General features: G+C 71.1%; 7 protein-coding genes and 2 pseudogenes. 1 reads left to right on the top strand and 8 read right to left on the bottom strand.

Annotated features, from left to right (window positions below; translation table 11 throughout):
* Nucleotides 1-445, top strand: a 445-nt coding sequence (gene pgl / locus ABZ749_RS26455; RefSeq protein WP_357232539.1) for a 6-phosphogluconolactonase, incomplete at its 5' end; no start/stop codon positions are given.
* Between the two features lie 11 nt (nt 446-456).
* On the opposite strand, the gene ABZ749_RS26450 is transcribed toward pgl, so the two are convergent.
* The 8 genes and pseudogenes from ABZ749_RS26450 to ABZ749_RS26415 all read right to left on the bottom strand — a co-directional run.
* Nucleotides 457-798: an RNA polymerase-binding protein RbpA gene (locus ABZ749_RS26450; RefSeq protein ID WP_357232536.1), complete on the bottom strand. Its 342-nt coding sequence runs from the start codon at nt 796-798 to the stop codon at nt 457-459.
* A gap of 140 nt (nt 799-938) precedes the next feature.
* The gene (gene secG, locus ABZ749_RS26445; protein ID WP_121653040.1) at nt 939-1,199 is read right to left on the bottom strand and encodes a preprotein translocase subunit SecG; all 261 of its coding nucleotides are present in this window, start codon (nt 1,197-1,199) and stop codon (nt 939-941) included.
* Between the two features lie 96 nt (nt 1,200-1,295).
* Entirely contained in the window at nt 1,296-2,087 is a 792-nt protein-coding gene (gene tpiA / locus ABZ749_RS26440) for a triose-phosphate isomerase (RefSeq protein WP_357232533.1), read from the bottom strand.
* Nucleotides 2,088-3,287 (bottom strand): phosphoglycerate kinase, encoded by a 1,200-nt coding sequence (locus ABZ749_RS26435; RefSeq protein ID WP_357232530.1) that lies wholly within the window; start codon nt 3,285-3,287, stop codon nt 2,088-2,090.
* On the bottom strand, nt 3,284-4,288 hold the full coding sequence (gene gap / locus ABZ749_RS26430) for a type I glyceraldehyde-3-phosphate dehydrogenase (RefSeq protein ID WP_357198555.1): 1,005 nt from the start codon (nt 4,286-4,288) through the stop codon (nt 3,284-3,286). The genes ABZ749_RS26435 and gap overlap by 4 nt, the downstream gene beginning before the upstream one ends.
* A gap of 266 nt (nt 4,289-4,554) precedes the next feature.
* Nucleotides 4,555-5,535, bottom strand: a complete 981-nt coding sequence (gene whiA, locus ABZ749_RS26425) for a DNA-binding protein WhiA (RefSeq protein ID WP_210785006.1) — start codon at nt 5,533-5,535, stop codon at nt 4,555-4,557.
* Between the two features lie 54 nt (nt 5,536-5,589).
* A pseudogene (locus ABZ749_RS26420) lies at nt 5,590-6,276 on the bottom strand (2-phospho-L-lactate transferase CofD family protein); the annotation flags it as partial.
* 62 nt (nt 6,277-6,338) lie between these two features.
* Nucleotides 6,339-6,433 (bottom strand): annotated as a pseudogene (locus ABZ749_RS26415) (sigma-70 domain-containing protein); the annotation flags it as partial.

The raw sequence follows: 6,433 nt of genomic DNA, 5'->3' as shown, positions 1-6,433 counted from the left end.
GGCCTCGGACGGCCCGGCCGGCAACGACCCCGAGGCGGCGGCTGCCGAGTACGCGCAGGAGCTGGCCCGCGCCGCCCGGCCCGGGCACGCCACACTGCCGCACTTCGACGTGCTGATGCTGGGCGTCGGCGAGGACGGCCACGTGGCCTCGGTCTTCCCCGAGCACCCGGTGGGCTACGAGACCCGGCCGGTGAGCGCGGTGCGGGGCAGCCCCAAGCCGCCGCCGACGCGGACCACCCTCACCCTGCCGGCGATCAACACCGCCGAGGAGGTCTGGCTGGTGGCCGCCGGCGCCGACAAGGCTCGCGCGGTGGGTATGGCGTTGGCCGGCGCAGGCCCGGTGCAGTTGCCGGCGGCCGGTGTGCGCGGCGTGAACCGCACCCGCTGGCTGCTCGACCGGGCGGCGGCAGCCGACGTACCGGCGAAGCTGCGCAGCCTGCGCTGAACTCGGCTCCGCTACTCGCCGCGCCGGCGACGCAGAGCGGCGAGCGCCTCGTTCAGCAGGGCCTCGCCCTCCTCGGCGGTGCGCCGCTCCTTCACGTACGCCAGGTGGCTCTTGTACGGTTCGGCGCGGACCCGACCTGGCGGGTTCTGGGCGTCCCGACCGGCGGGTAGGCCACAGCGGGGGCAGTCCCACAGAGGCGGCGGTTCGACGTCCGCGGCGATCCGAATGTCGACCCGGTGGTCGTTACGGCACCAGTAGGTGACGTCCTGTCGGGGGGCGGGTTGGTGCCGCTCGTCGGGGCGCATCGGTGCGGACCCGACCCGGGCTCCCCGGATAACGTTGCCATTCGGCACGGCTGCTCGCTCCTGTCGTCGGAGGGGACCCGCCGTCTTCGGGGGTGGAGCGGCGGGCGACGCGGTGCAGCGGAGAAAAGCCTGCGCGCGGCCCGTCGAGTGACGAACCGCGCGCAGATTGTACGACTTACTGAGCCTGCTCAGGCGCCGCTGTTCATTTGGAGGCGCAGCCAGAGCCCGAGCCCGATGATGGCGGCGAACCAGACGACGCTCACCAGAACGGTGTAGCGGTCCAGGTTCTTCTCGGCGACCGAGGAGCCGGCGAGGCTGGAGCTGACGCCACCGCCGAACATGCTCGACAGACCGCCACCCTTGCCACGGTGCAGCAGGATCAGCAGGGTGAGCAGAATGCTCGTGATGACCAGCAACACGATCAACGTGTATGCGAACCAGATCGGCATGGCTGGGGTCAGTTCCTCTCGTAGCGATCCTCGCCCGGTCTGATCGGGCACGGCGGCACCGACCGGCGGACGGGCGGTGTCAAGGATACCGAGCGATCAGCGGGCGAGGTGCTCCGGGAACCTGCAGATCTGAGCGAATTCCTCGGCGTCCAGGCTGGCGCCCCCCACCAGGCCCCCGTCCACGTCCGGTTGGGCCATGATCGAGGCGATGTTTGACGCCTTGACCGACCCGCCGTAGAGGACCCGAACCTGGTCGGCGGTCTCCTGGTCGAAGCGTTCCGCCAGTCGCTGACGCACCGCCCCGCAGACCTCCTGGGCGTCGTCCGGGGTCGCGGTCTTGCCGGTGCCGATCGCCCAGACCGGCTCGTACGCGATCACGACCTGCCGCACCTGCTCGGGGGTGAGCCCGGCGAGGCCCCCGTCGAGCTGGTCGGAGCAGTGCGCCACGTGGGTGCCCTGCTCGCGGACGTCAAGCCCCTCCCCCACGCACAGGATCGGCGTCAGGCCGTGCGTCAGCGCCGCCTTGACCTTGGCGTTGACCAGCGCGTCGTCCTCGTGGTGGTAGGCCCGCCGCTCGGAGTGCCCGACCACCACGTACGTGCAGCCGAGCTTGGCCAGCAGCGGCCCGGAGATGTCCCCGGTGTACGCGCCGGCCGCGTGCGGGGAGAGGTCCTGCCCGCCGTAGCCGATCAGCAGCTTGTCCCCGTCCACCGCGGTCTGCACGGTGCGCAGGTCGGTGAAGGGTGGCAGCACCACCGTCTCGACGTCGGTGAGCTGCTTCTCGGTGAGGCTCGCCGCCAGCTTCTGCACCAGCAGGTTGGCCTCGAGGTGGTTGAGGTTCATCTTCCAGTTGCCGGCCATCAGCGGCCGGCGGGTGGTGCTCGACATTCAGTTCTCCAGGGCCGCGATGCCGGGGAGGGTCTTGCCCTCGAGGTATTCCAGGGAGGCGCCACCACCGGTGGAGATGTGCCCGAAGGACGACTCGTCCAGCCCCAGGGCACGGACGGCCGCGGCGGAGTCACCGCCACCGACGACGCTGAACGCGTCGGCCTTGGTGATCGCCTCGGCGATCCCCCGGGTGCCCGCAGCGAAGGCCGGCATCTCGAACACACCCATCGGGCCGTTCCAGAAGATCGTCTTCGCCTGGGACAGCGCGGCGCTGAAGCCAGCCACCGTCTCCGGGCCGACATCCAGGCCGAGCCGGTGGCTCGGGATGCCATCGACCCGCACCGTGTCGTGCGCCGCGTCCGGAGCGAACGCGTCCGCCACCACCACGTCGACCGGCAGCATGATCTTGCCGTCGGACCGCTCCAGCAGGTTGCGGCAGGTGTCGACCATGTCCTTCTCCAGCAGCGAGGTGCCCACCTCCAGGCCCTGGGCCTTGAGGAAGGTGAAACACATCCCGCCACCGATGAGCAGCCGGTCGACAGTGGGCAGCAGAGCCTCGATCACGGCGAGCTTGTCGGACACCTTCGACCCACCGAGCACCACGACGTACGGGCGCTCGGGGTCACCGGTGAGCTTGGAGAGCACCTCGACCTCACGCAGCACCAGCCGGCCCGCGACGTGCGGCAACCGGGCCGGCACGTCGAAGACGCTGGCGTGCTTGCGGTGCACGGCACCGAACGCGTCGTCCACGTACGCGTCGCCGAACGCGGCGAGCTGGTCGGCGAAGGCGCCCCGCTCGGCCTCGTCCTTGCTGGTCTCGCCCGCGTTGAAACGCAGGTTCTCCAGCAGGGCGACCTGGCCGTCAGCCAGGTCGGCGACGGTGGCGCGGGCCGACTCACCCACGGTGTCGGTGGCGAAGTGCACCGGCGCGCCCAGCAGCTCACCGAGCCGCCCGGCGACCGGGCCCAGGCTGAACTGCGGGTCCGGAGCGCCCTTCGGGCGGCCCAGGTGCGAACAGACGACCACCTTCGCGCCGGCCTCGACCAGCGCGCCGAGGGTCGGCAGCACCGCGCGGATGCGCCCGTCATCCGTGATCGCACCGGTCTGCTTGTCGAGCGGGACGTTCAGGTCGGCGCGCACCAGCACGCGCCGACCCGACACCCCCTCGGCGAGCAGGTCGTCGAGGGTCCGGATGCTCACAGCGACGAACCGACCAGCTTGACGAGGTCGACGAGGCGGTTGGAGTAGCCCCACTCGTTGTCGTACCAGCCGACGACCTTGACCTGGTTGCCGACGACCTTGGTCAGCGGCGCGTCGAAGATGCACGACGCCGGGTCGGTCACGATGTCGGTGGAGACGATCGGGTCCTCGTTGTAGACCAGGATGCCCTTGAGCGGGCCGTCCGCGGCGGCCTTCAGCGCGGCGTTGACCTCGTCCACGGTGGTCTCGCGACCCACGTTGACGGTGAGGTCGGTGACCGAGCCGGTCGGGATCGGCACCCGCAGGGCGTAGCCGTCGAGCTTGCCCTTGAGGTCCGGCAGGACCAGGCCGATCGCCTTGGCGGCACCGGTCGAGGTCGGGACGATGTTCAGCGCGGCGGCCCGGGCACGACGCAGGTCCGAGTGCGGCGCGTCCTGGAGGTTCTGGTCCTGGGTGTACGCGTGGATCGTCGTCATCAGACCGTGCTGGATGCCGAACGTGTCGTGCAGGACCTTCGCCATCGGCGCGAGGCAGTTGGTGGTGCACGAGGCGTTGGAGATGATGGTGTGCTTCGCCGGGTCGTAGGTGTCGTGGTTGACACCCATGACGACGGTGACGTCCTCGTTCTTCGCCGGGGCGGAGATGATGACCTTCTTGGCCCCACCGTCGACGTGCGCCTTGGCCTTGGTGGCGTCGGTGAAGAAGCCGGTCGACTCGATGACGACGTCGGCGCCGACCTCGCCCCACGGCAGCTTCGACGGGTCCTTCTCGGCGTACGCCTTGATGGTCTTGCCACCGACGGTGATCTCGTCGGAGTTGGCCTTGACCTCGTACGGCAGGCGACCGAGGATGCTGTCGTACTTGAGCAGGTGGGCGAGCGTGGCGTTGTCGGTCAGGTCGTTCACCGCCACGACCTCGATGTCGGCGTCAGACGCCAGCACTGCCCGGAAGAAGTTACGGCCGATTCGGCCAAAGCCGTTGATGCCAACCCGGATGGTCACAGGTCCCATCTCCTCGCGTTCTGGTCCGCCGGCTTCAGACAACGGGCCGGCGGGAATGGTGTGCGCCGACCGTTGGAGCCGGCCGTCGACGGTTCATCTCGGCCACCCCGCCGCGCGGTCTGAGGACCTGACCGCCCGAGGCGGTGGGCACGACGAGAAAGGCCGGTGTCGGCCCCCTTGCCGTACTCAGCGACCTTATCCGAGCGTGCGAGACCACGCTGCGCCGGGTCGCGCTCCCGGTCGCACCGTGCGGCCCCACCGTCCTATCAGACCACGAGCATGTCGGGCGTGACTGCCGCTTCCGTATCCGGGATGCCAAGGTCGCGGGCCCGCTTGTCGGCCAGCGCCAGGAGCCTGCGGATCCGTCCCGCGATGGCGTCCTTGGTCAGCGGGGGGTCGGCCAGGGCGCCCAGTTCCTCCAGCGACGCCTGCCGGTGCTCCAGACGCAGCCGACCGGCGTCGGTCAGGTGGTTGGGCGCCTCGTCGGCGAGGATCTCCAGCGCACGGGTGACCCGGGCGGCCGCGGCGACCGCCGCCCGCGCCGAGCGGCGCAGGTTGGCGTCGTCGAAGTTGGCGAGCCGGTTGGCGGTGGCCCGCACCTCGCGGCGTACCCGACGCTCCTCCCAGGCCAGCACGCTGGAGTGCGCGCCGATCCGGGTGAGCAGCGCGGCGATCGCGTCGCCGTCCTTGACGACCACCCGATCCACCCCGCGTACCTCGCGGTTCTTCGCGGTGATGCCGATGCGGCGGGCAGCGCCGACCAGCGCCAGCGCGGACTCCGGCCCCGGGCAGGTGATCTCCAGCGCGCTGGAGCGGCCGGGCTCGGTGAGCGAGCCGTGGGCCATGAACGCGCCCCGCCACGCGGAGACCGCGCAGCAGACGTTGGCTGCCACCACGTGTGGGGGCAGCCCCCGCACCGGGCGACCCCGCACGTCGAGCAGGCCGGTCTGCCGCGCGAGGGCCTCGCCGTCCTTGACCACCCGCACGATGAAGTGGCTGCCCTTGCGCAGCCCACCGGAGGCCAGCACGTGGATCTCGCTGGGGTAGCCGTAGACCTCGGCGACCTCCCGGCGCAGCCGCCGGGCGACCGCCCCGGTGTCCAGTTCCGCCTCCACCACCACGCGGCCGGAGACGATGTGCAGCCCGCCGGCGAAGCGCAGCAGCGCGGCCATCTCCGCCCGTCGGCAGCAGGGCTTGGGCACGTCGACCCGACTCAGCTCGTCCTTGACCGCGGCCGTCATCGCCATTGTGCGTCCCCTCACGGACCTGTTCCGGCGTGTCGCCGGAGATTACGTACGTGTCTAACGATCGGCGCCCAGGACAGGCACCAGCGCGGCGCCCAGAGCAGCCGGATCATGGCGGGGAGTCCCGTCGACAACGGCGACGGGGGCGAGGACCAGGCGGGCACCCAGCGATTCTGCCGCACGTTCGACCGGTTCGGGGTCACCCACCGCCTTGGCGTCGGCGAGCACAAGATCGACCTTGAGTTCGGGCAGGTACCAGTGCAGTGCCGCGAGATGATCGGCGACGGAGAGCCCCAGGGTCTCCTTCTCCGCGGCGAGGTTCAAGGTAACCAGCCGCCGGGCCGAGGTGGACACGATCGCGTCGGCCAACTGCGGCACCAGCAGGTGCGGAAGCACACTCGTGTACCAGCTGCCCGGCCCGAAGATCAACCAATCGGCCGCCCGGATCGCCTCGATGGCCTCGGCGCACGCCGGTGGAGCGCTCGGGGTGAGGCGCAACGACTCGACCCGCCCGGTGGTCACGGCCACCTGGTGCTGACCACTGACAGTGCACACGTCGTCCGGGGCGGCCGGGTCGGCACCGCGTACCCGCGCCTCGATGCCGACCGGTTGGCGGGACATCGGCAACACCCGGCCCACCGCGCCGAGCATCGCGCCGGCGTGCTCCAGCGCGGCCACCGGGTCGCCGAGCAGCTCCATGAGGCCGCAGAGCACCAGATTGCCCACAGCGTGCCCGGTCAGACCGTCGGTGCCGGCAGACGCCCCGTCGGTGCCGCGTGGAGCCGCGCCGTCCCGGCCCGCGTCGTCAGGACGGTCTCCTCGGACACGTCGAGGTAGGAGGCGATGTCGGCCACCGTGGGCAGGCGGCCGAGGGTCTGGGTCAGGACGCCGTTGGCCGCGC

Source organism: Micromonospora sp. NPDC047753, assembly GCF_040642735.1.
Taxonomy (GTDB): Bacteria; Actinomycetota; Actinomycetes; order Mycobacteriales; family Micromonosporaceae; genus Micromonospora.
Note: the sequence above shows the minus strand (reverse complement) of the source record. Positions and strands in the feature narration are given on the sequence as shown.